Consider the following 22,794-nt stretch of genomic DNA (forward strand, 5'->3'; position numbering starts at 1 on the left):
TCCCCATCCGCCATTGATATTAAATATACGGATTCCCGGGGGATTTTATTCCCATCAGGCTTCAGAGGAAGCTTTTGTTTCACCAGCAGTGCCTTCCAGGTCTTCCTTCTCTTCTGACTGGCTCTCTTTCTTTTCCTTCCATCCATCCGATGTTTCCTCTAACGACAGGGAAGGTGCGTTTGGATCTGCCGGTACCCCATCGGGAAGGCCGCTTTCATAGCCGTCTCCTATGGTTTCGTCTGTTTCATATACCTTTTCTGTTTCCTGTGTTTCAGTCTCCGGCTCTGTTTCTTCGCCTTCCGATCCGGAAGGCTCATTGATACCCTCGTCCGCCGCCGTATCGCCAGCCTGTTCCTCCTCAGCGCCCGCTTCAGGAAATACATTCATATATGGAAGGGCCTCTGCCATAATTTTGGCGAAAATGCCGCTGGCAAAGGAGCTGTGAGCCTGCTGGGGACCCGGAGGATAATTAGGTACATCCACCACAACATAGACAAAAAGCTGCGGATCCTCTGCAGGAGCAAAGCCTGCGAAAGACAAAAGATAATTTTTAGCCGAACGTGGCTGCTTTTCTGCGGTTCCCGTCTTTCCTCCAACGTGATAACCCGCTACTTTTGCAGCTCCTCCCGTACCATTTTCCACGGTCTGAAACATGGCCTCTTTCAGAAATTCCGAAGTGGAAGAGGATACGGTCTCACGAACCAGGACCGGATCCTTTGTCTCTACCACGGAACCCTGCTCATTCATGATCTGGCGCATAACATGGGGCTCATAATAGGAGCCTCCATTGATGACAGAACAGAGTGCGGCAGCCATCTGGATCATGGTACAGTTGTAATTCTGTCCGAAGGCATTGGTGGCAAGCTCCGTCGGCCCCATATTTTCCGCGCTGTAGATCAGGCCTGCGCCATCCGCCTCACCGGGAAGATCTACTCCTGTTTTCTGCCCCATTCCAAAAATGGCCTGGTACTTTGTGAAAATATCCTTTCCCATCATGGCGCCGATCCGCATCATAGCTACATTGCAGGACTGCATGATGGACTCCTGAAGGCTTAAGGAGCCATGGCCGCCTTTTACATAAGCCGTACACTTAATGGGCCAGCCGCCCACATTTAAAAGACCTTCACAGTCAAAATATTCATTTCCTTTTAAAACGCCTTCCTCCAGTCCTGACGCTACAGTAAGGATCTTGGACGGAGAACCGGGTTCATAGGTATCACTGACACAGAAATTTCTCCAGATCTGGTTCCAGACCACCTGACGTCCATAGGAGATCACATCCTCCCGTTTCGTATCCGCGATCATCTGCTCCTGGGTCAGGGTTGTATCCGGATGCTCCCTTTTGTATACAGAAACCGCATCCTTTTTCCCAAGCTCATAAAGCTGGTCATCACTATAGCCCTCGATCTTTCTGGGGTCATTCAGATCAAATTTATTGCTGGTTGCCATTCCCAGGATCTCTCCGTTTTTGGGATTCATGGCAATGGCAGCCGTCACATGGCTTCCCACAGTAGTCTGCCATTCATCAATATACTTCTGGAGGATGTTCTGGATATTCAGATCAATGGTGGAAACAACGGTTTTTCCGTTTGTCGGCTCTTTTAACACGCCTTCCAGATTATTTTCCTCATCCAGATAGCCGTATTCACGGCCGTTTACTCCCATCAGATCTTCATTGTAAAACTGCTCGATCCCGCCCGTTCCCACCGTGCCGTCCGCACTGGAAAAACCGATCACACTGCAGGCGGCTGAACCGTAGGGATATACTCTCCGGTACTGATCCTCAAACCACACACCCATGATCCTTAAGCGTGACTGGCTCTCATCCTCACTTGCATAATAGGCGGCATTGCGCTCTTTGCGCATGGTTTCAAAGGCTACCTTCTGATCATAGCTTAACTGTTTGCCCTTTTTATAAGGAACATATGCCCGGTCGCTCTTTTCCTGGATCAGGCTGCGGATTTCCCCGGAATCAAAACCGAAGCAGTCCACCAGAGCCTGAATGGTCGGCTCTAAATAGTATTCCGGCTTTTTCATGATCTGCTGGGGATCCAGGATCAGGTTATACACCTTTTCACTGGTAGCAAGTAGCGTTCCATTGCGGTCTACAATATCCCCCCGTCTGTACGAAAGGATCCGGCTGGAAAATTCCTGCTGCCTCTGGCTTAAAACGATCTTGCTGTACTGATCGTTATTTTCCTTTATAATTCCATACAATACCCATATAAGTGCAAATAAAGCCAGCGTGATCACGATTGCCGTGATTGCCAGCTTCCCCCTCATATGCTCTGTAAATACTCTTTTAGAATGGCCGCTTTTCGATCCCCTTTTACGGCCCTCAGACCGATCCCCATAAGGGGACGGCCTAGTGTTCCGGGATGTCTTCATACTGTCTTACATACTCGCTTTCTGTCTTATCATATAAGAGCACCTGATCTCTCCTGGCATAAACCATGCCCAGCTCCTTGGTTGCAATCTCATAGATTTTATTCAGATCAATGCTGCTGTTGATGCTGGTTTCCAGCGCGTCATTTTCCGTTTTCATTTTCTCAAGCTGCGCTTCCAGATGTTCAATATTGTGCATTCTGGCTGTAATTCCGGACTGCAGGTGCAGATAGCTGACACAAATATATAATGTACAGATACAGGCAGCTGCCAAAAGAAATACATAGGGCAGATCCATAGCCATGGCTCTCTCCCGGTTACGGCGCAGCTGCTGATTTTGATGCAGCCCTGTCTTTTTCCGTCTGACCGGAGCTTTTCTTTCCGGTCTGTACTCCGGTTCCAGCTTTGGTGCGGCTGTACCCCCGATATAAGCCATATCACGGGTATTTCTTCTGTTGTACGCCCCACTTCTGCCTGTGGGTCTTCCCATTCTCTGGGCCATGGCTGATTCCTCCCTTCATAATCTTCTGTCCTGCCTGATTTTCTTCTCACTCTCCCCGTTCAAACACTCTCAGCTTCGCACTCTTTGAGCGGCTGTTTTCCTCCAATTCCTCCTCTGAAGGAAGGATGGGCTTTCGCGTAATCACCCTGCCCCTGCTTTTCCTTCCGCAGACACAGACCGGAAAATCGGGAGGGCAGATACAGGGATCCTCATTGATCCTGAACCGGCTCTTCACGATACGGTCTTCCAGAGAATGGAATGTAATAATACTGAGTCTTCCTCCTGGATTTAACAGTCTTATCATACCGTCGATGGACTCCTCCAGCACATCCAGCTCATGATTCAGCTCAATGCGGATAGCCTGAAAGGTTCTCTTGGCAGGATGACCGCCTGTGGCTCTCACCTTGGCGGGAATGGCTGCCTTTATGATCTCGCACAGCTCTCCTGTAGTGGCAACCGGCTTTTCCTGCCGTGCCTTTACGATATGCTTTGCAATGTTTTTGGCAAAGCGGTCTTCTCCGTAATCACGGATAATGCGGAACAGCTCCATCTCGCTGTATCCATTTACAATATCAGCGGCTGTCTCTTCCTTTCTCTGATCCATCCGCATATCAAGAGGCGCGTCCTCTCTGTATGTAAATCCCCTGGAAGCTGTATCTAACTGGTAGGAAGAAACTCCCAGATCCAGATAGATTCCGTCCACTCGCGGGATATCCAGTTCCTTTAAAACATCAGCCATGCTGCGGTAATTGCTCCTGACAATGGTAACCTTGTCCTTAAATGGAGCCAGACGGCGTCCCGCTGCCTCAATGGCGTCCGCATCCTGATCGATCCCAATAAGCCGGCCGCTTCCTAAACGCTTGCATACCTCGTATGCATGGCCGCCTCCGCCCAGTGTGCCGTCTACATAAATGCCCCCCGGCTTTATATTCAGGCTGCCCACTGTTTCATATAACAGTACGGACTTATGTACAAATCCATGTTCCTCCATCAAATACCCAAGCCTTCCATATGTTCTGCGATTTCTTCCATATCATCAAAGGTATTGGCCTCAGCCCATTTATCCTTATTCCAGATTTCAATGCGGCTTCCAACACCTACAAGCACGGCATCCTTTTCGATGCCTGCAAATTCCCGTAAAACAGAGGGTAGCAGGATCCTTCCCTGTCTGTCCACTTCACAGGTGGCAGCGCTTCCTAAAAGAAAACGTGAAAATTTACGTCCGGCAGCATTGGTAAGAGGCAGGGAGCGAAGCTTCTCTTCAAGAGCGGTCCATTCTGAATGATCATACACAAAAAGGCAGTTATCGAGTCCCTTCGTGATCACGAACTCCTCCCCTAACTGCTCCCTGAACCGCGACGGAACGATCAGACGTCCCTTTGCGTCAACTGTATGATTGTATTCACCCATGAACATAGCTCATCACCTGCTGTACATCCCATGGCAAATCAGCGCGGCCGGAGGAAAATCCCAAATCCCCCGTTCATCCACGCAACAACCATCCTCTACCACTTTGCACCACTTTCTACCACTTGTACGTCCATAATAGTACAGAAACTGGGAATTGGCAAGAAGTTTTTACGTTTTTCTTTCAAAAAAGAGAAGGAATTTTCTGGAAAAAATGAGAGACAGACAACGGCTTTCGCCTCCTGTCTGCCTCTTTTGATCCATATATGGATTTTATATTTCTTTTTTGCTTAATTTTTTATAATGATAGGTCAAAGCTCCCACTGCCGCTCCCGCCAAAGTAGCGGAAAGAAGCTGCGACACAGCCAGAGCGGTTCCCGGAACCTTCAGCTGATCTGTCCGCAGGCCCTCGATCCAGAAACGTCCCACGCCGTAGCCCAAAAAGTAGATCCAGAGCATTTCCCCGTCAAAACGCTTGCGTTTTCTGTACCATAGCATAAAGAGAAGGACGCTCAGATTCCACACCGATTCGTATAAAAAGGTGGGATGTACCTGGATATAGGATATCCCATTTTCCACAATCCTGTGGTCGATCAGCTCCTGTGAGATCATGGACGGGTTTACGATGCTTTCCTTAATGCGCATGGCAAACAGACTGTCTGTATATCCTCCAAAGGCCTCGCAGTTAAAGAAATTCCCCCACCGGCCGATAATCTGTCCTGTCAGCAGTCCTAAAACTCCCGTATCTGCCATGGAGAAAAAGGACTGATGGCGTACTTTGGTAAATACAATAAGCGTAATTACCGCACCAATCACTCCGCCGTAGATTGCCAGACCTCCTGCCCGAAGATTAAAGATCTGAAGAAGATCATTTTTATAGTTGTCCCACTCAAAGGCCACATAGTAAAGTCTGGCCCCTATAATGGAAAACACAATGGCGTAAAGGGCAAAATCCAGATAGAGATCCGGATCCTGTCCTCTGCGCTTTGCATCTGAAAATGCCACCGCCATGCCGGCTAACATCCCAAGCCCGATGATGACCCCGTAAAAAGCAATCCGAAATCCAAAAACGGAAATGCTGTTTGGCAGGTGGGTAAAGGTGATCCCAAGGTTTACAAAGCTGAGATCTGCTCCAATTGCTTCCATATTATATACTTCCTTCCCGGCAGAGCTACAAGTCTGTATTTTTTCTGCCCTCTGATGTCATATTCTGTCCGTACCCCTTATACATCCAGACAGCTTCCCCCGATAAATTCCCGAAGAATGGAATTTTTCGGTATATCCTCACTGCTGACCCCGATAAAATAATCCAGAAATTTCAGCAGCCGTTTTGCTTCCACATACTCATCACAGTCTCTTGGGATTCCAAAAAGCAGCGGCTCCACATACTGCTTTAATACTGCCAGTTCATAGATAAGAGCGGAGTTAAACATGGCATCCGCCTCCTCCTGATAGGGGAAAATGTTCTGTTCCTCTCCTCTGCGAACAGAAGGCCACATACGGATGGTTTCTCTGGCAGAAGAGCCCCGTGTCCTGGCATCCCGGACCATGCGGCGGATCAGCCGCCCGTCCGTGGTAGGAATCCGGTTGTGCTCGTCAATATTTAACTGGGTTAATGCACTGATATAAATCTTAAATTTGCTTTCTCTCGGAAGCGCATAGGACAGCTCGTCATTGAGGCAGTGGATGCCCTCGATCACAAGGATATCGTCCTTTCCCAGCTGCAGAAAATCACCCTTATACTCCCGTATGCCCTTTTTGAAATTATAATACGGAAGTTCTACCCGTTCTCCTGCCATCAGAGCCGTCATATCCCGGTTAAACTGCTCTACATCCAGGCATTTAATGCTCTCATAGTCATAATTTCCCTCCGCATCCCTTGGACTGTCTGCCCGGTTTACAAAGTAATTGTCTACCGCAATGGGATGGGGACGCAGCCCGGCAGCCTCAAGCTGAATAGACAAACGATGGGAAAAGGTGGTCTTTCCAGAAGAGGACGGGCCTGCGATCATAACAAATTTCGCAGTTTTCTTCTCCGCGATCTGCGCCGCGATCTCCGCGATCTTCTTTTCCTGAAGCGCCTCCTGAATTAAAATCAGATGAGCCATCCCTCCTGCGGCGATGGTATCATTTAAAGCTCCTACGGTCTCCAGATCCGTTCCCCTGCCCCACCGGGCGGACTCGGCCAGCGTAGCAAACAGCTTATCCTGGGGTACAAACTCAGGCAGTTCTTTTGGTTTTCCCATTGTCGGAAGAAGGAGGACAAAGCCATACTGATACCGCTTTAAATCAAAATATTTCAGATATCCCGTATCCGGCACCATATACCCGTAATAGTAATCCTCAAAGCCGTCAATGCTGTACATGTTCACACGGGAGACACGGCGGTAACGGAACAGCCGCTCTTTATCATACATATGATGATCGTGAAACAGCTCGATCGCATCATCCGTGGATACACTGCGCTTTTGGATGGGAATTTTCCGATTTACATATTCTTCCATTTTTGCCTTTACCCGCTCCAAAAAACCATCGTCCACAGTAAATGCGCCTCTTGCCTCTACGAAAAAACCCTTTCCTACGGAAAAATCCACGATCACCTTTTCCACCCGTTCTGCCCCGGCCACTGCATAGAGGGCCTTTAGCATCAGCAGGGTAGCGCTGCGCTGATAGGCAGACATTCCCGGCTTTTCCTCTGCAGTGATAAAGCGCAGACTGCCATCCCTGACGGTCTTGTGAAGTTCCTGGAGCTTTCCACCAATCTGTACCAGCAAAATATCATGTTCAAAACCACTCTGATACTCTTCTGCCACCTGCGCCCAGGTCGTTCCCTGAGGATATTCTCTTATGTCTGTTCCAATTTTCACCCGTACCATATGCTTACCTCCCCACTTCTGATTTTCTGCTGCCGCTATAAGCAGCTGCCGCTTTCCTATAAAAGAACGGACGGCCAGGCCGGCTCTGCCAGAACAAGCGCTGCCTCACCTTTTAGTTTTTCCCGCAGAACCTCAGCCATATGCTGGATAAAAATATGCTCCAGCCCGTAATGGCCTCCGTCAATGACGGCAAGTCCCCTGGCTGCCGCGTCAATTCCCGGATGATGGCCGATATCACCGGTGATCAAAACATCGGCTCCTGCCAAAACCGCCTGCTCAATAACGCTTGATCCGGAGCCGGGACAGAGAGCTGCCCTTTTCACTTCCTTGTCCATCAGTCCCGGCCCGTAAACCAGCACAAAAGGAAGATCAAAAGCTTTCTTTACCTTCTCCGCCAGACCATTCACCGTCATAGGCTCATAAAGGCTGCCCACAGCCCCGATTCCGTAGGGGACGGATGTTCCATTTTCTTTCATCTCCCCCATACACTCTAAAGGACGTATTTCCCTTATATCCAGCCGCTCTGCTGCCAGAGCTGCCATTCCCTCAGGCGCGGCGTCAAAATTTGTATGCATGGCATACAGGGAAATATCTGCCTGGATCAGCCGCACCAGCCGCCTTGTAATAAAATTCTGGTCATTTACCTTCTTAACAGGACGGAAAATAAGGGGATGATGGGTAAGAAGAAGATCCGCCTTTTCACGAATGGCTGCATCTACAACCTCATCCGTGGCATCCAGGGCAATGTATATCTTTTTTACCTCCTTATCGCTTCTTCCCGCTAACAGACCGGGATTATCCCAGTCGCAGGCGCAGCTTTCCGGAGCCGTTTCCTGTAATATCTTTATGATGTCACTGCACTTCATATTCTGCCTCCCTGATCTGTGATAATTCTTCTAAAAGGGACTGTCTGGCTTTTTCCTGCCCTTTTGTAAGCTCCCCTTTCTCTTTTGCGGAAAGCGATGCAAGGATTGCCAAAACCCGTTCCTCCTCTTTTTTTAAATATTCTTTTAAAACGGGTTCCTTCTGTTCAAGAAGGTATTTTCCATAGCGGTATTCAATGGTCCTGTTATAAACCATAGCTCCCCGCACCACGCTCATAACCGTATAGTATTTTCCTTCCTCCCGGAGCATGGCCTCTTTTTCAATGAGAAACCCCTCTTCTGAAAGGAAGCGGCGTACCTTTTCAAGATCTGACTGAGGCGAAAGGATAAAACGCCGGATCGTGCTCCATAGATGCCTTCCCTCCTGCAGAATCTTTATCTCCAATTCGCCTCCCATTCCGGCGATGATCACCGTGTCTGCCTCTTGGGGCTTTAACTCTTTTAATCCGTCGCTTAAACGGGTGCTTATAGGGATATCTGAAATTCCCGCCTCCTTTATGTGAGCCTCCGCCCGTTCCAGAGGGCCTGTCCGCACATCCATGGCAAGGGCGCTTTTTATGCGGCCTTCTTTTGCCAGACAGATGGGAACAAAGCCGTGGTCCGTACCGATGTCTGCGATCCGGCTGTCCTGGGGCACAAAGGAAGCCACCAGCTTCAGGCGCTCAGACAGACGGGGAACAAAATTTGCTGTATGATTCGTCATATTCATTTTCCTGTTCGTGTAATAATTTTTATGCGCTAATCCAGAGAAATGCTGATCTGCTTTAAGGCAGCCTGCTGCTTTATGATCTCCTGCAGCTGGGCGATATCCTTTGCATTGCGGCTGGCCGTGTCAAGACTGTGTCTGCGCACCTTTAAAACCGTTTCTGAAAAAGCTTTTTTCTGCTCCTCATTGCTTAAAGACTCCTTCAGGCTGGCGTTAAAAAGAGCCGCCACCTCCCGGTACTGATCGTCATCATTGATAAAACGGCTGAGGATCGCAGCCGGATTTAAACTGCCCTGCTCATGGCCTTCAAAGACCATCACCGCCACCTGATGATACAGCTCTTCCACAAAATCATCTGCGGTTATAACTCCGCGGATCTTATCAAACAGAGCCGGATCCTCGATCAGCCAGGTTAAAAGCAGACGCTGGGAGCGGCGTATACCGTCTTCTCTTTCCGGACGGCGGCGGGATTTCGTTCCATCCCCGTTCCCTGTCCGGCCTTCAGATTCACCTTTAAAGGAAGCCCCTTCATCCGGTACAGTTTCTCTGTAGCCCCGTCCTCCCGCGTCCTCTCGGTAGCTGTCACCTGCCTTTAATCCAAGCTGCATACCCATGCGGTTTACCAGCTGGCGCAGCTCATCCTCTTTAATCATATGCTCTCTGGCTACTGCCTGAAGATAATTGTCCCGCTCTAAGGGTTCCCCGAACTGGAGCAGCTTTCTGGCTGTTTCCTGATAAAACTTCGTTTTCTGCTCCGGATCATCCAGCGCATACTGCCGTTTCAGCACATCAATCTCAAACAGGAAGCTGTTTTTCGCCTCCAAAATCCGCTTTCTGAACGCATCCGGCCCCATCTGTTTGATAAATTCATCTGGATCCTTACAGGGGCTCATATTTAAAATTCTGGCTGAAAGCCCTGCTTCCCTGAGAATAGGGATGGCTCTTAAGGCTGCTTTTACACCGGCTCCATCGCTGTCATAGGTTAAGATCACCTGATCCGTATACCGCTTCAAAATCCCCGCATGCTGACTGGTAAAGGCAGTCCCAAGAGAGGCCACTGCATTGGTAAAACCGGCCTGATGCAAAGAGATCACATCCAGATAACCCTCGCAGATCAGCATAAACTTCTCCCTGGTGGTTCTGGCATAATTTAAGCCGTAAAGGCTGCGGCTTTTATCAAAGAGCCTGGTTTCCGGAGAGTTTAGATACTTTGGCTCCCCTTCTCCCATCACACGGCCTCCAAAGCCGATCACACGGTTATTTACATCCATAATGGGAAACATGACACGGTTCCAGAACTTGTCCCTGCCGCCGCGTTCTTCTACGGTCACAAGGCCTGTTTCCTTTAAAAAGCTGTCCTCATAGCCCTTTTCCCTTAAAAACCGGTACAGGTCATCACTGGTCTTATTAGAATAGCCCAAACCAAAGCGCAGGATGGTCTCATCCGTAAGCCCGCGCCTTTCCTTAAAATACTCATATCCGGCCTTTCCCTGGGGCTGCTTCAACTGATAATAAAAATAATTGGCAGCCAGCTTGTTTACCTCAAGGAGCCTGGAGCGAAACTCTGCCTGTTCTCTGGCCTCTTTGCTGTACTCCATCTTGGGGAGACTGACCCCGGCCCGGTCTGCCAGAGCGGTAAGCGCCTCCTGAAAGGTATAGTTTTCGTATTCCATCACAAAGGTAAGCACATTTCCGCCCGCCCCGCAGCCAAAGCAGTAGTACATCTGCTTGCCCGGAGAAACGGAAAAGGAAGGCGATTTTTCATTGTGAAACGGGCACAGGCCGAAATAGTTAGCTCCTTTTTTCTGCAGTTTTACATATCCTGAGATCACATCCACGATGTCATTTTTCATTCTCACTTCTTCTATGACTTCATCCGGATAGTACATGCATCTTCTCCCTTCCGACTTGTTTTAGTATACATTCCACCGTTTAGGCACAAACAGCGCCTCAAACCGGTCAATGGCATAAATGTCACTCATTCCCGCAATATAGTCGCAGACCACCCGGGACTTTTTCTCCCCATTTACCATTAAAAGAATATACTCCATGGGAAGACGGTCCGCATGCTTCATATAATATTCATACAGTCTGGCGATCATCTCCTGGGCCTTGCTTTCTTCTGCCTTTGGAATGTCATTTCTATATACATGTTCAAACATCCACCGGCGCAGGCCCTTCATCGCCTCCTCCATATCTGAAGACATGATAATCTGAGGCTGATCCATACTGTTTAAAATAAGATCCCGTATCATACGGTTCAACCGTTCCCGCACACTGTTTCCAAGAACATCCGTATACTCCTTTGGGAGCTCCTCTTCTGCAAACATACGGGCACGGATCGCATCATCAATATCGTGATTGATATAGGCAATCTTATCCGACAGCCGGACAATGGCACCCTCCAGCGTGGATGGATGGCCTGCGGTCCGGTGATTTAAAATCCCGTCCCGGACTTCCCAGGTTAAATTAAGACCCTTTCCATCTTTTTCCAGAACCTCTACGATGCGGACGCTCTGTTCGTAATGGGTAAAGCCATCCTCGCAGATCTGATCTAAAACAGCTTCTCCCGAATGTCCAAAGGGCGTATGGCCCAGATCGTGTCCTAAGGCAATGGCCTCCGTGAGGCTTTCATTCAGACGCAGAGACTTGGCAATGGTTCTGGCAATCTGGGATACCTCCAGAGTATGCGTCAGCCGGGTGCGGTAATGATCTCCCTCCGGCGCCAAAAACACCTGGGTTTTATGCTTCAGCCTGCGGAATGCCTTACAGTGGAGGATCCGATCCCTGTCTCTCTGATACTCCGGCCGTATATCACAGAGCGGTTCTGCATGATCCCTTCCCCTCGTCCGTGAAGAAAAGGAAGCATATGGACTTAAGGTCTGTTCCTCCAGGGCCTCTAATGACTCTCTAACATTCATTCCGCACCTCTTTTCTCTTATATCTGCCTGATCTGTAAACAAAAGCACCGGCTGCGTCTTTTTGCAGTCGATGCTCTTATTATATCACAAATATATTTGAATGAACAGCGCGGCTTTTCCCCTACATCTGCCTGTCCGGCACTACCGCTGCCTTGATCACATGATCTTTGCGGTTTTCAAACACATCATAGGCAGCGTCAATCTCTGACAGAGCAAACCGGTGTGTAATTAATGGTGTGGTATCAATCTTCCCCTCCCGGATCAGCGAAAGAATTTCCTCACAGTCACAGCCATCTACGCCGCCGGTTTTAAAGGTCAGATTTTTCCCATACATTTCAGGAAGAGGCAATACCTGAGGCTTGTCATAGAGAGCCACTATTGTTACAACTCCATTGGGGCGGGCACACTCCCAGGCCATGCGGAAGGTATCCTCTGTCCCTGCTACCTCCAGAACCACATCGGCCCCTCCATGGCGGCTTTCTCTCTTTACCGCTTCCCGGATCTGCTCTGGAGAAAGGATAATTACCTCTGGATAATGCTCCTTTATAAAACGGCGTCTGTCTTCATCCTGTTCACAGAGCAGAATCTTTTCCGGCTTCCTTAACATCACGCACAGCAGGGTACAGATGCCTGTGGGGCCGCCGCCAATGATCAGCACGGTGTCTTCTTCTGTAATTTCTGATATTCTGGCTGCCCAGAAGCCGGTCGCCAGCACATCCCCCACAAAAAGAGCCTGCTCATCACTGACCTCATCCGGAATTTTATTTAATCCCTGATCCGCATAGGGAACACGCACATATTCTGCCTGCCCGCCGTCGATCCGGCATCCCAGGGCCCAGCCGCCGTTTGGATCGGTACAGTTGTTTACATATCCATTTTGACAGAAAAAACAGGTTCCGCAAAACGTTTCCACATTTACCGTTACCCTGTCTCCCGGCTTTACCCCGGTTACATCTTTTCCTGTTTCTTCCACGATTCCCACCATCTCATGGCCCACTGTAATTCCCGGAACTGCCCGGGGTACAGAACCGTGCTTGATATGAAGATCACTGCTGCAGATGCTGGACATGGTAACACGCACAATCGCATCTCTTGCATCTGAAAGTTTTGGAACCGGTTTGTCAAGAAGTTTAAATTTTCCCTTTTCCACATAGGTATACGCAAGCATGAAACGACCTCCTGATATTTTGAAATAACTGCCTTCATTTTACCATACTGCCTGTGCTTTCGCAATCAGGAAGCCCTTGGGTTCCTGTATTCATCTGCCTGTAAACTCCGGTTTAAACGTTCAATGCTTCTGCCAGGGCCAGTATGGTAAGAGACTGTCCATATGCCATAGGAGCAATCAGGATATTTTTGTAATGTTCTGCATCCATCCCCATTCCTGTGCCTCCGGACACTTCAAGAACCGTTCCGTCTGAATCAATACAGTCTAAAATTCCCCGAATGGCCTTTACAGCGCATGGAAGATAGGAATCATCCAGTATGCCGCAGCGGATCCCCTTGAGAATCCCCGCTGTAATCGCTGCAGTACCTGAGGTTTCCACATAGCTGTCCGGGTCTGTGAGAACCGTATGCCACAGTCCGGTTTTGGGATCCTGAAGCTCCTTAAGCTTCTCCACCTGAGCCTTATAGGTATCTATCATAAATGTTTTTAAGCCTGCATTCATAGTACCCTCAAACATATCAATGTAATCCAGGATTCCCAGGGTAAACCAGCTACGCTCCTATGGAGCTGACATCACTTCAGATGGGAAAGAGAACACAGGATTTTTTTAATGCCTTCGTAAATTTCTTCCTGATTCTTTTTGATTTCTTCGATATCAGCTTCGTAGATGTTACCCGATGTGTTGAGCTGTTTGGCAATCTGGTTTTCGCTGTTGGATATTCGCTTCATTTTGGAAGTCAGCTCACGGAGTTCAGGCATATCCAAATTCACAACATACCCGTCGATTGCCATTTTGCGGAGATAGGCACTCATATTCTCTGTTCCCATCTGTGCCATTTTCTGTTTTATCAGGTCAAGCTCTTTTTCGTCTACAAAAAACTTCACCTGTATTGGGCGTTGCCTGTTTGGTGGATTTCGTTTTCCTGACATATTTTCACCAGCTCTCATACTGCCATATTCATTAACAAGCTATTATTAAGATTGAGACAACAACTAATTTCCCGATTTCATTTCACGAAATACATCTCTTATCAGTGCATAGGTCAACATTTTTTCAACAAAATCAGTTACATCAGCATCATCAAGATAAAGTAATTTTTGGTTGTGCAGCGTTCCCAAGAAAATATCTCCACGAACTAATAACTCCGGCGCTTCGTTTCCTATCAGCTCCTTCAACTCGCTTACTTTGCCGCTTCCTTTCTTTCCAATGGCAATTCTTCCATGATGCGGGAAAGAGTATCTTTCCCCATTTCGGATTATAGCGTTCACATCATACTGAAGTGAGTTGTGCGGTTTGTTGTTATCCTTGTCAACAGAAACGGTTAATATCGTATGTGAGCCGTAATCAAAGAACCCTAAATTCATAAACTTTGTATCAGCTTGATATTCAATCAAAAAAGAACGATATGCTCCTTGATAACTTCCTCCAGCTGCGTTGCCACAAGAAAGAAATCTAATCCCATAGTCTTTTATCAGACGAAAATGCTTATACTGTTTTTCCGGCATTTTATGGCTTGTGTCTAAAAAGCACTCCCATAAGTTTGTCAAAAAAGGAAGCAACTCACTCGGAGTATCGGGGTTAAATTCGTACCCACGATAATAATCCTTATTTTCATTAAGAACGTCAAATGCAAAGCGTTCTTTAGGCTTATCTTCAGGCAAATAATCACCTTGCCCACATAGCATGGATTGATAATCTGGCAACTCACTTAAGAGTACATATTGATTTGAGTCAGCTTCATATTTTGCAGTCATAGCGTAATCGCCATTTGTGACAAAAATGTAGTCTGCGTTCAAATCATCTGCGTAGTCTATAGCTTGCTGAATTGCACTATCACCAATCATGATTTCGGGTGCTTTGCATTCAATGATCGCAAGAGGTGACAGTTCGCCCTTGTTTCCATTAAATCTCTCTACAATAATATCGGCACGCCGAGCACTATTTACTTGGTATTTAGAAAGACGCATTTCGACTTGTATCATTTCCTTAGGTATATTTTTGCATGATAACAAGTATTGTAAAACTTGTTGCCGCACAGTTTCTTCTGGCGTTTTCAAGATTAATCGCTCTCTAAATGGATCGACATAATATTCTTTCCCATGAGACCTATGTATTTGGGATAATTTTAAATTTTTAAGTAATTTATAAAAATCTGTCATGATGCAAATCTCCAAACTCAAATTTTGAGTACTGCGGCATTAAAAAAAGATTTACTGCATGTGTACACACATTATTATACAAGACGGCACCATATTTTTCAAGATTAGTTTCAAAATTTACCAGAGTAAAGCGTAGCTTTTTATGAACTTGTCCATGCCAAAACAAGAGCTGCCCAGCTGAATGGCAAGGCAACTCTTGTTCGTCAGTAAAAATCAATCAAGGCTTTGGTATTCCGTAACTGTCTTGAGGTAGACAGCAGGATCGCCGTTAAGGATTAAATCAGCATATGCAGCAGGGTCATTATAGATCAGATAGTCGAGTTCCGACTGTTGATACATATTATTCACTACCGCATTTTCCACAGCGATAGGGTCGATAGAAACCATGCTGCCGTCTGAAAAGCAAAGCTCTACACAAGCAGTATCAAGGTTAAATTCACAAGATAACAAGCGTTTCATGGTAAATACCTCCGTAATTCTAATATTTTGTTGCAAAAAAGAACGATGCCGGTCATGCGACTCGACATCGTTCTTTTCGTTGTTGTTTCCAACCCTGTCAGACAGATGCCGTAAAATAGTAATTTTTTTAGAATTACTGTCTTACGAGCACCCATCTAAACTGCATCATTTTTTCTTCATGATTTAAACAGGAGGCTGCAAATGCTGCTTTTAAAGCAATTTCACTCCGTATTCTCAGATTAGCATTAATTTTACTCAATGCATCTTCACCAACATTTTCAATTTCGTCATATAAATGCCCTTTCTCATACTGCTCCATCACAGATAAATACAAAGATGGATGTACAGATGCATTTTCTCTCGCCATTTCATGCAGGCCATCTATTCCTCTGCAATACAAAACGGCTTCTTTCAGAAGTCTGGCTTCTATATCTCCATTTTTCGCCTTCAGAAGATCAATCCAGTCTTCCCAGAACTGTTCTGTTTCCTCCAGTTCTTCTCTTCCGACATGGAACATTTCTTCCAAATGTATTTTTGTAAATGCACTGCTGGAAAAATATAGATAGATATCCCTAGCGCGCTCCTTTGCCGGCAGCACCTGATAATCCGCATATAAAGTCAGCAGCGCCAGATGTTTCATGTCTGTATGTATCAGATTATTTTCTTCCAGCATTTCCAGATCCACGGAGTCTTCGTACTCACTGTCTGTAGAAACAGACATTTGCCACAGCCATTCATATATCTCATTTGCTTCCTGATACCGTCTGTCATCGACACAATCCTCCACAAACCGAATCATAGACATGATCTTATCGCCGATTCCCTGATTATCATAATACTCTGTAATCCAGTCTGCTTCCCAGTATCCGCTGGAGTAGTCTTCATACTCTTCTGTATCAAGGTAAAGCTCCCCTTCATCAATCTGATCCTTCCAATTCTGTATTTGTATCATTTTCTCATTCACAAAATCATCCGACATTCTCACTAACGCTGCCTGTGATTTCTTATTCCCAGGCTGTATTCCAGCCTCTTTAACTATCTTCTGGAATTCCTTTTTCTGTTTATCTGACAATAATTTCTGTACTTTAAAAGTGATGTCCTGCAATTCTTTTTTCGATAAATTTTTTATATCTTCTTCGGTCATCTTAAGAAATCTCCCTTACTGTTTTCTTCCACAGCATTTCTTGTATTTTTTCCCACTGCCGCAGGGGCAGGGATCGTTTGGATATAAGATCAGCTTTTTCAACCACCTTTGAAAAAGTCTCCAGTTGTGACTTTATCCATTCCAGATCTTCTGATTTTCCCAGTTTTTCTGCCAGTAATTTCGCCCGCCCGAATAGGAGTTCATTTTTAAACGTACATGCGACACCTATAACTTCCCTGCGAATAATTTTATAGGCTTCTTCTGCTCCTTTTTCCTCCTGAATACACCAGCTCCAGACATTCAGAGCATTCTGGTTATGCGGTTCCTCCTTTAGCCAGTCTTCAAACCACGTTCTCCCCTGTTCCGCTTTTCCTTCTGCATATAACTCTTCCCCGATTGCGGATTTAAAATTACTGCCATCATCAAAGCTCCAGTCCAGCATTTCCAGGATTCTCCGGCAAAATTCTACACGCTTTTCGTGTTCACCTGCATTTCCCAGTTCCATTTCCATATCCTGCAGCCATGCATCTATTGGATATTCATAGTCCTGAGATTCCATAAGTCCACTAATGCCTATTTTATATTCTGCCGTTTTAACAATTTTCTGAAAAATTTCCCATGTTTTCCACCATAACGGAATCATTTTTTCGAAATTTTGATCAACGAGGGTCCCATATCCTTCCTGAACCAGATTATCCCATTTGTTCCATTCTGTCAGAATTTCATGTGTATCTTCATAGTCAATACACTGCCGTACCATATTTTCTAATGCACCGGCATATCTTTGCTCATCATATGGTTGATTTTCCTTCATGACATCGTAAATCTCTTCTATTACAACAGCGCCAATCCTTTCTTTCGCTTCCTGTACAGAATATCCGGCAGCAATTAATCTGTCATAAGATTTGCCATTTTTTCTTCACCTCTCTCATAAAAGTACAAATAACAAACAGGCTTATAATGATATTATACTTGTAAAAGACAGGTCAATTCAATTCTTTCTTTCACAAAAAGAAAAAAATCATTTCGGTATACTCTCCTCCACGCACAGTGCCCCATACCCCACCCTCTCATTCGGCCATTCTGTATAACCGGGAAGATGGCGGGCGCCGCGGATGAGGTAGGCCTTTACCTTTTCCCCATAAAGAAAGGGGTCGTTTCCGTCTACAATGCCCCACTGCATCAAAAGCGCCGCGCTCCCCGTGACAAATGGGGCTGCAAAGGAGGTTCCTGTCACCGCTTCATATCCCCCTCCTGCTTTTGCGGTGATGATATCGACTCCGGGAGCAGCCAGATCCGGCTTTACCTGCCTGGTCTGCCTGGTAAAGCCACGGCCGGAAAAATCCGCATATGCCAGATTTGAATCATTATATGCTCCTACAGAAATAACCCCTGATGCTGTGGAAGGAATCGTAAGTGTTGTCTCCGGCACCGGACGAAGAAAACGGGTGGAGGGATTTAAAATCCGGCCTGAAGGAAGCCAGAAATCATAATGGCCTGTGACAAGCTCTATTGGTGTCAGCTGAAAGGTCCAGATCCCACTGTCGGTGTAATCCTTCAAAGGATTAAAATCAAAGTAAACCTCCTGAGCCCGGCTGTAGGGACTGGGCTTTCCATAATAGATCAGAATACGTGTATTTCCATTTTCCAGTCTTTGAGGCCCCAGCCGTTCTTCAATCGGCCCCAGGCTCCGTCCATCAGGCGCTGTAAGGAGAATGGAAAACTGATCTGCATAGGACTTCCAGATCTGTACACTGAAACTGGTCTCAAAGGGAGCTACAGACAGCTCAATCCTTTCCCTTTCTCCCATAACAAGCTGTCCCGCCGTGTGGCCTGCTGACGCTCCTTCGTTTCCCGTACCTGTGACAATTACATTCCGGCTGTAATTGGAGGCTTCATTCATAAAGGTTTCCAGGAGGCTGGTTCCGTCATGGGAACCATAGGTATTTCCAAAGCTGACATTAACAGCCACCGGGCGCTCAAGCAGAATGGCTCTCTTTAATATAAAATCCAGGCCTTCCATAAGCTGAGTGGTTCTGGGAAAACTGTCCTTGGGAGAAGTTCCCAGCTTTACTGCAATAAGCTCGCTTTCATAGGCCACTCCCCGGTAAACTCCATCACTTCCCCGTCCGTTTCCCGCAGCTATGGCTGCCGCTGCGGTGCCGTGGCCGCTGACATCCACAGAAGGCACTATGTTAAGAGCCGCTCTCCTGTCATTTTGTTCTCCGTATGCTGCCAGCGCCCGGTTTATATCCTCTCTGTCATAGACCTGTCCCTGATCCTGATCCCACAGATACAAAATCCGGGTACTGCCGTCTTCATTTCTGAAATCCAGGTGAAGATAATCAATTCCTGAATCAATGACTCCCAGGATCACCCCTTTTCCCGTAAGTCCACGCTCCAGACCACCCGTATGTCCGCCCGGCTCCGTTCCAGATGGCCTTCCTCCCTCTCTTCTCCCCGGCTGAATCCCCAAAAGACAAGAGGCTGCCTTTGCCATATCCATGGCAAAGAACAGCCTCTTTGGTTTTTCGATATACTGAATCTCACGAAGACCGCTGACCTGGTCTAAGAGCCCCTGGGGAACTCTGGCAATGGCATATCCGTTAAAAAGTTCTCTCACCGTGACTCCCTGATCCGAAAGCTCTCTCAGGCGGTTCAGATTTCCCGAATAACGCAGGATCAGCTCCCATGTTTTATCTTCCGGATCGTATCCTATTTCCAGATTTTCTGATTTAAGACGTTCTTCCTCTGAAGCACTTAAAGCCAGATTTAAAAGATTTTCCCGCTTCTGATCCACTACATCCAAAGACATATTCCTCCCGGAAGAATCATCCCCTCAGCAGGGCTTTTTTCCCTCTGAGTCTATGTCCCGGGCATTCGTATTATACCTATTTTTTACCAGAGCAAAAATGCTTTTTCTCTAAAACGCAGAATAGCCTCTGTAAGGAAATAATCGCCGTAAATAATCGGGACCTGGCGGTCTGAGGCCCTGTCATACCGTGCAGAACCTCCGTCCAGGATCGAATCCTTATCAGGATCCCACTCACAAAATGCCTGAACCGCCTTCAGGCATCTTAAAGCGGATTGTACATAAAGCGGCTTTTCATATTCTCCCACATGCTCTGAGAGTTCTAAAAGGCCGCAGGCCGCACAGGCTCCGGCAGTAGTGTCAATATAAACCGGCTCCTTCGGCGCCCTGAAATCAAGAAGGGGGATATAGTCATTTAAAGAAACATTTGCCATAAAATAATGAGCCGACCGCTTGGCTGCATCCAGATAGGCCTGATTTTTCGTATAACGGTATGCCAGATCCATCCCGTAAATGGCCCAGGATTGGCCTCTGCTCCAGGAGGAGCCGCTTTCATATCCCTGTCCTCCGGGATTATCTTTATATTCCCCTGTTTCGGGATCAAAATCCACCATATGATTACTGGAACCGTCAGGCCGCAGAATATAGCGCAGGGCCATTTCCGTATGCTCTATGGCAATCTGCTTCCAGGCAGGAGACTCATTTTCCTGTGCTGCCCAATATAAAAGCGGCAGATTCATAAGACAGTCCACAATGGCAACTCCCTGCCGTACTCCATTCCAGGCCCGGATATAATGTCCGGCCGGATTGTACCTTCCGGCCAGAATCCCGGCTGCATGGAGGCCTCTCTTTCTGGAGGTTTCATTGCCTGTAAGCCTCCAGTCGGCTACCGCCGTGTGAAGCCACAGAAAACCCACATCATGATCCAGTTTTACAAATTCCTCAAGGGCAGCGTCCAGGCGCTCCTCTATCCCCTCTGCGGCCCTGCGGAACTCTTTCTCTTTAAATGCGTGATACATCTGCCACAGCATACCGGCATAAAAGCCGTTCGTCCAGGCAGTCAGTTCTCTGGCCCCCATATCATAGTAACAGCCATGCTCCGGCACATAGGGCATGATGCTCCCAAGCCTCAGGCACTGGGTCTTAAGCTTTGCATACAACTTTTTCTCCAGGCCTTTAAACCATTCCTCTGTTTCATTATCAATCCCGTAAGGCATAGCAGTTTCCTCCTCCGATCACAATATCCTTCTGTGTAAAAGAAGCTGTAACCATACTTTCAAATTCCGTAACGCCCGGCTCAATAGCAAGATGTACCGCAGGAATACGCACATTTGGAAAAATCAGGTTCATATTGGAAAAGGGATGGATCACCGTTCCCTGACCCATGGAAGCACTCAGACGGCTTTCACCATTTTCATCCCACACTGCCGCCATATGCTCCTCTTCTGTCTGGCTGGTCTGCTCCATGCAGTCCGGATAGGAAAATCCGCAGTCATAGGCCTCACAAGACAGCCGGCTTACAATCCTGTGCCTGCGCAGATGGCCTCCCTCTGCCGGAATCAGCCAGGTTTCCACTTCAATTCCCTCTATGGGACTCCATCTTGCATAAACTTCCGTTTCTGTTACCCTATGCTCCAGACACCTGCGGCGCACATAGTACATTCCATGGACATAAAATGCCAGCATACTGTCTGTCCCGGCCTGCTCCAGACAATGGAAGGAACGGGATACGCAGTATCCAAACACGGTAGAATAAGCAAACTTGGCATATTTTTCCGCCGCCATGGGATGCTCCATGGTAGGATACTGTCCGGCTGTAAGAGCCACTGCCTCATGAGGCCTGTGGCAGATCAGCATATCGCATTCCCGGATACAGTGAACCGGCTCAAGGGAAGGAAGAGACTCCTCCTCTGCCTGCCAGAAGGGATGATCATCCGGCAGAGCCAAAAATACAAAGGCCTTTAAGGCCCAGTAGGGAGAACCGGGAGCATTATACGTCTCAGACATAAGAAGGTTTGGATAGGTATAACCTACCGTCAGGATTCCTCCATTATCAAAAATCGGCTGCTTCATCCAGTAATCCAGATGACGGGCCACAATCCCCTTCATCACGCCCCAGGAAATACACTCCACTCCTGCCAGGGCACAGGCGGAAAAAAAGGCTGCCTGTGCAAACCGGTAAGTCAGAGAACGGCCAAAGGGCAGGGCCTTTCCCTCATCATCAAACCAGTAGATAAAGCTCTCTGAAAATGTCTTTGCGCGTTCCTTAAAAAGAGCCGTATGCTCCGGATCTTCCTTTTCCATAAACCGTGCATACAGCAGACAGTAAAAATGAATGCCAAAGGACACATAATAATCCTTCTGAGGCCGTTTCCGTCTGAATACCAGCCGTTTCCCAGATAAAAGGACTCATAGCGGTCCATGGCTTTTTTCACTTCTTCAGGATTCCATTTCTTTCCCACGCTCTTTAGCGCCAGATTGACAATCACCTTAAAGTAATGCCAGTTATTATCCGCCTGAGAATAAAGATTGATCTGATACAGCCAATCTGCCAGATGATCCTTTGATGCCTCACTTAACGGCTCCCACAGCTTTTCCGGCACCAGTAAAATGCCATAGCTGATAGCCGCCATTTCCACCATCCGCTGATCCTTATTGTGAAGATCTCCCCAGTAGGAAGAAGCCTCAGGATCCGTTCCTGCCGCCAGTCCTTTCTGGTAAACTGAAAGAAGGCTTTCGTCTTCTCCTCCCCCGGCCCAGTAGGAGGCCAGCCCCCATAAAACCCTGGAAAATCCTTCCATTTCTGCAATTCGGTTTCCATATCCTGCCGAAAATGCTCCCAGATAAAGTCCGGACCCGTCATCAGTATAATGACGGGTCAGAGGGCGTATCATTTTAAGGAGCATCTTCTGATAATCCGCTTTCTTCTTCATATCATTCTCCTTTTGTATCTCTTATTCTGCTTTCAATTCGTCTAAAATCTCCTGATACTGCTCCATTAAGGACTTTGCAGCTTCCTCAGTTTTCTGTTCCTGCCGGTTCCCCCTAATCCAAATGAAACACCGGCGCAAGATCAACGCTTACAGGACTGTTATCCTCGTTTGTTTCCATAATATCCGCCATAAAGTCCCACCATTTTCTGTTAATGGGCGTATCGGCGGAGGCGGCCCAGAGCGCTTCATCCTCGATTTCAATATAGCCGTAAAGCACATGGGTTTCCCGGTCTAAATAGATGGAATAATTATGGCCTCCGTGAGCGTGGATCATTTCCTTCATTTCCGGCCAAAGCAGGTTGTGACGCTTTTCATACTCCTCTTCCATGCCCGGATATAAAAACATCTTAAAGGCTTTTCGGATCATGCAGATGCCT

19 protein-coding genes and 3 pseudogenes are annotated in these 22,794 nt (G+C 47.3%); all 22 read right to left on the reverse strand.

Going from position 1 to position 22,794, the window contains the following annotated elements:
• Positions 1-54: 54 nt before the first annotated feature.
• The 22 genes and pseudogenes from ACZM6M_RS05090 to rhaM all read right to left on the reverse strand — a co-directional run bounded on the left by ACZM6M_RS05090 (position 55) and on the right by rhaM (position 22,784).
• Positions 55-2,388, reverse strand: coding sequence for a peptidoglycan D,D-transpeptidase FtsI family protein (locus tag ACZM6M_RS05090; protein ID WP_331467901.1), 2,334 nt, complete (start codon positions 2,386-2,388; stop codon positions 55-57).
• Complete coding sequence (locus ACZM6M_RS05095) at positions 2,366-2,887, reverse strand: FtsB/FtsL family cell division protein (RefSeq protein WP_066547336.1); 522 nt, start codon at positions 2,885-2,887, stop codon at positions 2,366-2,368. Before ACZM6M_RS05095 ends, ACZM6M_RS05090 begins: the two co-directional genes overlap by 23 nt.
• A gap of 46 nt (positions 2,888-2,933) precedes the next feature.
• Positions 2,934-3,878, reverse strand: coding sequence for a 16S rRNA (cytosine(1402)-N(4))-methyltransferase RsmH (gene rsmH, locus ACZM6M_RS05100; RefSeq protein WP_066547326.1), 945 nt, complete (start codon positions 3,876-3,878; stop codon positions 2,934-2,936).
• Positions 3,878-4,303, reverse strand: coding sequence for a division/cell wall cluster transcriptional repressor MraZ (gene mraZ, locus ACZM6M_RS05105; RefSeq protein ID WP_066547322.1), 426 nt, complete (start codon positions 4,301-4,303; stop codon positions 3,878-3,880). The genes rsmH and mraZ overlap by 1 nt, the downstream gene beginning before the upstream one ends.
• 264 nt (positions 4,304-4,567) lie before the next feature.
• Positions 4,568-5,440 carry a prolipoprotein diacylglyceryl transferase gene (gene lgt / locus ACZM6M_RS05110; protein WP_066547317.1) on the reverse strand — a complete coding sequence of 291 codons (873 nt, stop codon included), beginning with the start codon at positions 5,438-5,440 and terminating at the stop codon, positions 4,568-4,570.
• A gap of 77 nt (positions 5,441-5,517) precedes the next feature.
• Positions 5,518-7,170, reverse strand: a complete 1,653-nt coding sequence (locus ACZM6M_RS05115) for a nucleoside kinase (RefSeq protein WP_418926701.1) — start codon at positions 7,168-7,170, stop codon at positions 5,518-5,520.
• Between the two features lie 56 nt (positions 7,171-7,226).
• A complete protein-coding gene (locus tag ACZM6M_RS05120) occupies positions 7,227-8,036 on the reverse strand; it encodes a Nif3-like dinuclear metal center hexameric protein (protein WP_066547308.1) in 810 nt (269 codons plus the stop codon).
• Positions 8,023-8,757: a tRNA (adenine(22)-N(1))-methyltransferase gene (locus tag ACZM6M_RS05125; protein WP_418762529.1), complete on the reverse strand. Its 735-nt coding sequence runs from the start codon at positions 8,755-8,757 to the stop codon at positions 8,023-8,025. Before ACZM6M_RS05125 ends, ACZM6M_RS05120 begins: the two co-directional genes overlap by 14 nt.
• A 35-nt stretch (positions 8,758-8,792) precedes the next feature.
• Positions 8,793-10,649, reverse strand: coding sequence for a DNA primase (gene dnaG, locus ACZM6M_RS05130; RefSeq protein ID WP_489489835.1), 1,857 nt, complete (start codon positions 10,647-10,649; stop codon positions 8,793-8,795).
• A 24-nt stretch (positions 10,650-10,673) separates the two neighbouring features.
• A complete protein-coding gene (locus ACZM6M_RS05135; protein WP_066547302.1) occupies positions 10,674-11,681 on the reverse strand; it encodes a deoxyguanosinetriphosphate triphosphohydrolase in 1,008 nt (335 codons plus the stop codon).
• Positions 11,682-11,802: 121 nt separating this feature from the next.
• Positions 11,803-12,849, reverse strand: a complete 1,047-nt coding sequence (locus tag ACZM6M_RS05140) for an alcohol dehydrogenase (protein ID WP_418926832.1) — start codon at positions 12,847-12,849, stop codon at positions 11,803-11,805.
• Positions 12,850-12,961: 112 nt separating this feature from the next.
• A pseudogene (locus ACZM6M_RS05145) lies at positions 12,962-13,402 on the reverse strand (glycoside hydrolase family 88 protein); the annotation flags it as partial.
• A gap of 20 nt (positions 13,403-13,422) precedes the next feature.
• Entirely contained in the window at positions 13,423-13,779 is a 357-nt protein-coding gene (locus ACZM6M_RS05150) for a plasmid mobilization protein (RefSeq protein ID WP_418926833.1), read from the reverse strand.
• A 63-nt stretch (positions 13,780-13,842) separates the two neighbouring features.
• Positions 13,843-15,009 carry a type I restriction enzyme HsdR N-terminal domain-containing protein gene (locus ACZM6M_RS05155; protein ID WP_337932861.1) on the reverse strand — a complete coding sequence of 389 codons (1,167 nt, stop codon included), beginning with the start codon at positions 15,007-15,009 and terminating at the stop codon, positions 13,843-13,845.
• Between the two features lie 213 nt (positions 15,010-15,222).
• Positions 15,223-15,468 (reverse strand): DUF6061 family protein, encoded by a 246-nt coding sequence (locus ACZM6M_RS05160; protein WP_489489839.1) that lies wholly within the window; start codon positions 15,466-15,468, stop codon positions 15,223-15,225.
• Positions 15,469-15,601: 133 nt separating this feature from the next.
• The gene (locus ACZM6M_RS05165) at positions 15,602-16,612 is read right to left on the reverse strand and encodes a hypothetical protein (protein WP_489489841.1); all 1,011 of its coding nucleotides are present in this window, start codon (positions 16,610-16,612) and stop codon (positions 15,602-15,604) included.
• Between the two features lie 15 nt (positions 16,613-16,627).
• Positions 16,628-16,699, reverse strand: a pseudogene (locus ACZM6M_RS05170) (SEC-C metal-binding domain-containing protein); the annotation flags it as partial.
• A 934-nt stretch (positions 16,700-17,633) separates the two neighbouring features.
• Positions 17,634-19,412 carry a S8 family peptidase gene (locus tag ACZM6M_RS05175; RefSeq protein ID WP_489489867.1) on the reverse strand — a complete coding sequence of 593 codons (1,779 nt, stop codon included), beginning with the start codon at positions 19,410-19,412 and terminating at the stop codon, positions 17,634-17,636.
• A gap of 98 nt (positions 19,413-19,510) precedes the next feature.
• Positions 19,511-20,641 carry a glycoside hydrolase family 88 protein gene (locus ACZM6M_RS05180; RefSeq protein ID WP_489489843.1) on the reverse strand — a complete coding sequence of 377 codons (1,131 nt, stop codon included), beginning with the start codon at positions 20,639-20,641 and terminating at the stop codon, positions 19,511-19,513.
• Entirely contained in the window at positions 20,625-21,371 is a 747-nt protein-coding gene (locus ACZM6M_RS05185; protein WP_418926437.1) for a DUF2264 C-terminal domain-containing protein, read from the reverse strand. The genes ACZM6M_RS05180 and ACZM6M_RS05185 overlap by 17 nt, the downstream gene beginning before the upstream one ends.
• A 12-nt stretch (positions 21,372-21,383) precedes the next feature.
• Positions 21,384-22,357, reverse strand: a pseudogene (locus tag ACZM6M_RS05190) (DUF2264 domain-containing protein); the annotation flags it as partial.
• A 112-nt stretch (positions 22,358-22,469) separates the two neighbouring features.
• The gene (gene rhaM, locus ACZM6M_RS05195; RefSeq protein WP_296039147.1) at positions 22,470-22,784 is read right to left on the reverse strand and encodes an L-rhamnose mutarotase; all 315 of its coding nucleotides are present in this window, start codon (positions 22,782-22,784) and stop codon (positions 22,470-22,472) included.
• Positions 22,785-22,794: the final 10 nt, after the last annotated feature.

The organism is Enterocloster sp. (assembly GCF_057861365.1).